Genomic DNA, 231 nt, shown 5'->3' on the forward strand with positions numbered 1-231 from the left:
GGGTTGAAATGGATTTTCACGAATCAGCAGGTTAAGACTATCAACAGTTTCTCCATTAAAATAAACACTCACCGTTGCCGGCTCCAGCAATAATTTGAACTGCTCAAATTCTTTTTCAAACGGAACTCTTACATGGTTCCACCAGATGGATGATGCATACCCTCTTTTCAGATCTTTTTCACTGTTGATTCTTACCGAGCCCGTCAAAAGAACATGCATTGAAAATTTCAG

Annotated in this window: 1 protein-coding gene; it reads right to left on the minus strand. The window is 39.4% G+C overall.

From position 1 onward, the window contains the following. The coding region (locus SB724_RS22045; protein WP_410573240.1) for an IucA/IucC family protein at window positions 1-231 on the minus strand (231 nt) is incomplete at both ends.

Source organism: Bacillus sp. SIMBA_031, from assembly GCF_046535225.1.
GTDB classification, from domain to species: Bacteria; Bacillota; Bacilli; order Bacillales; family Bacillaceae; genus Bacillus; species Bacillus velezensis.